The 2,891-nt window shown below is 74.3% G+C and carries 4 protein-coding genes; 1 reads left to right on the top strand and 3 read right to left on the bottom strand.

All coding sequences use genetic code 11. The features are described 5' to 3' along the window. Positions 1-38: 38 nt before the first annotated feature. The 3 genes from ACFV0G_RS37855 to ACFV0G_RS37865 form a co-directional block, all read right to left on the bottom strand. Complete coding sequence (locus ACFV0G_RS37855) at positions 39-569, bottom strand: SixA phosphatase family protein (RefSeq protein WP_380557925.1); 531 nt, start codon at positions 567-569, stop codon at positions 39-41. Between the two features lie 87 nt (positions 570-656). Next, the gene (locus ACFV0G_RS37860; RefSeq protein ID WP_380557927.1) at positions 657-779 is read right to left on the bottom strand and encodes an SGM_5486 family transporter-associated protein; all 123 of its coding nucleotides are present in this window, start codon (positions 777-779) and stop codon (positions 657-659) included. A gap of 52 nt (positions 780-831) precedes the next feature. Further along, positions 832-2,100, bottom strand: coding sequence for a CynX/NimT family MFS transporter (locus ACFV0G_RS37865; RefSeq protein WP_380557929.1), 1,269 nt, complete (start codon positions 2,098-2,100; stop codon positions 832-834). A gap of 112 nt (positions 2,101-2,212) precedes the next feature. Between ACFV0G_RS37865 and ACFV0G_RS37870 the strand changes: the two genes are divergently transcribed. After that, positions 2,213-2,884: a FadR/GntR family transcriptional regulator gene (locus ACFV0G_RS37870; protein ID WP_380557932.1), complete on the top strand. Its 672-nt coding sequence runs from the start codon at positions 2,213-2,215 to the stop codon at positions 2,882-2,884. The last annotated feature ends 7 nt before the right edge of the window (positions 2,885-2,891 follow it).

Here is a 2,891-nt window from a genome sequence, read left to right on the forward strand (position 1 = left end):
GAGGAGGCCTCCTCACCGCCCTCCGCCGTTGCCGCTGCTCAGTCCTGCGGCGGCGTGTGGTACGAGTCCAGCTTGGCCACACCGGGCTCGACCGTCTTCCACGGCCCGGCGAAGCTGAGCACGGCGATCGCGGCGGTGGGGAAGCTGGTGAGGCGCAGCCGGTTGAGCGCGTCCCGGTCGCCCTCGTCCCCGGCCAGCACCTGGGTCAGGCCGAGGACGCCCGGGTTGTGGCCGACCAGGATCAGGTCGGCGAACTCGTCCGGGGTCTCCTGGAGCACCGCGATGATCTCGCCGGGGCTGGCCTCGTACACCCGGTCCTCGTAGACCGTCCGACGGGGCCGCTTGGGCAGCTCGTGCGCGGCGAGCTTCCAGGTCTCCCTGGTGCGCAGTGCGGTGGAACAGAGCACGTAGTCGGGATTGATGCCGGAGTCGGCGAGCCAGCGGCCGGCCTCCGGCGCCTGGTGGCGGCCGCGGTCGGCCAGCGGCCGGTCGTGGTCGGCCACCTGGTTCGGCCAGTCGGCCTTGGCGTGACGGAGAACGATGATCCTTCGGGGTGTGTCGGCGCTCATACCCCTAGAGCTTTGCAGAAAACACGCCGCCGGGCGCGGGCTCTGGCCGGTCGCCACCCGCAGGGGTGCCCGGGCCGGCGGGGGCGGTCAGCCGATCCGGGCGGCCACCATCGCGATGACGGCGACGAGTACGACGACGCCGGCGATCACGCCCATGAGCTGGAGCAGCTTCTTCTGGCCGTCTTGGGGGTTCGGTTCGAGGACTGGCATGCGCCGAGTGTCGCATCCGGCGCGGGCCGGCCGGGAACCGCCCCCCGACCCATCACCCGGTCTTGACCTGGGCTTGGGTCACCTCGTCCTCGATGTGGCGGGGCCGGCCGGCCCGGCTGCCGAAGACCATCTGCGGGACGAGCAGCAGGGCGAGGAAGCCCAGCGGCAGGTACCAGTCGCCGGTGGCCTGGTACAGGGTGCCGACCAGGATCGGGCCGGGGATGGAGATCAGGTAGCCGATGCTCTGCGCGAAGGCGGAGAGCCGGGCCACGCCGGCGGGCGTCCGGGCACGCAGGCCGATCATGGTGAGGGCGAGCGGGAAGGCGCACATCGACAGGCCGACCAGGCAGGCCCAGAGCCAGGAGACGGTGCCCGCGGCGAAGGCCAGGCCGGTGTAGCCGACGATGCCGCACAGGCCGAGGACGACCACGAACAGCCGCTGGTCGCCGCGGCGGACGGCCAGGTTCGGCAGGACGAAGGAGGCCGGCACGCCGATGCCCATGACCAGGGCCAGCAGGACGCCGGAGGCGCCGTCCGAGACGCCGGCGTCCTGGTAGATCTTGGGCAGCCAGCCCATCGCGGCGTAGGCGCTGGTCGCCTGGAGGCCGAGGAAGGCGGCGAGCGCCCAGGCGGTGCGCGAACGCAGGATGGGCAGTTCGGCGGAGTGCGGGCCCGACGCCGCGGCGGAGCGCTCGCGCCGCTGCACGGCGGTGACCAGCCAGAGCACCGCGGCGACGGCGGCGAGCGCGCCCCAGATGCCGAGGCCGAGCCGCCAGCCGCCGCCCATCGCGGTGGTGAGCGGCACGGTCGCGGCGGCGGCCAGCGCGGTGCCGACCGAGAGCGCCATCGAGTAGAGGCCGATCATCGGGCCGACCCGGTCCGGGAAGTACCGCTTGATCACCACCGGCAGCAGCACGTTGGCGACCGCGACGCCGGCCAGCGCGAGGGCGGTCAGCAGCAGGAAGGCGCCGGTGCCGCCGGCGAACGAGCGGGCCAGCACGCCGAGCGTGATGGCCCCCATGCCGGCCGCGACCACGGCGACCGGGCCGATCCGGCGGGCCATCGCGGGCGCGGCCAGGCCGAAGAGGGCGAAGCAGAGCGACGGGACGGCGGTGAGCAGGCCGGCCACGCCGGCGCTCATGCCGAGGTCGGCGCGGACGTTGTCGAGCAGCGGGCCGAGGCTGGTCACGACGGGGCGCAGGTTGACGGCGGCGAGCGCGACGGCGGCGACGAGCAGCCCGGCGTGCAGGCGGGTACGGGCGGGCGGGGCGGGCGGGGCCTCGGTGCGGGTGGGAGCGGCTGGGTCCGCGGCGGTCGACATAGCGGCCATCATAGAATGATGGGATGAATTAGTGCACCCCGTTATCCTGAGAGAGCATCGGGGGGCCCGGAACGGCTAGGGTCTGAGGCCCTCTTCCAGGAACAGGAGTCCCATGGCGCTGTCGACCACCCGCCGCACCCCGCTGTCCGATCAGGTGATCGCGCAGCTGCGGGCGCAGATCACCTCGGGCGAATGGCCGGTCGGCGCGCGGATCCCCACCGAGGCGGAGCTGGTCGAGCAGCTGGGCGTGGCCCGCAACACCGTGCGCGAGGCCGTCCGGGCGCTCGCCCACAACGGCCTGCTGGACATCCGGCAGGGCTCGGGGACGTACGTGCTGGCCACCAGCGAGCTGGCCGGGGTGATGCACCGCCGGTTCGCCGACGCCGACCAGGCGCAGGTCGCCGAGCTGCGGGCGAGCCTGGAGATGTCGGCCGCCGGGCTGGCCGCCGTCCGGCGCACCGCCCGGGACCTGGAGCTGCTGTCGGCCGCGCTGGAGCGGCGCGACCTGGCCTGGCACTCCGGCGACCCGGAGTCCTTCGTCCAGGCCGACGCGGCCTTCCACCAGGCGGTGGTGGCGGCCGCCCACAATGACGTGATCGCCGCGGTCTACGCCGACCTCGGCGAGGTCATGCGCGCCCACCTGCGGCACGACGTCGGCCCGGAGCTGGTCGCGGAGCGGTACGTCGGCCACGACGGCATCCTCGACGCGATCCGGGCGGGCGACGCCCAGCGGGCCTCGGTCGAGGCGGGCCGGGCGATCGGCGCCTGCGGCGCGGAGGGCTGAGCGGCCC

It is taken from the genome of Kitasatospora sp. NPDC059571 (genome assembly GCF_042735675.1).
Taxonomy (GTDB): Bacteria; Actinomycetota; Actinomycetes; order Streptomycetales; family Streptomycetaceae; genus Kitasatospora.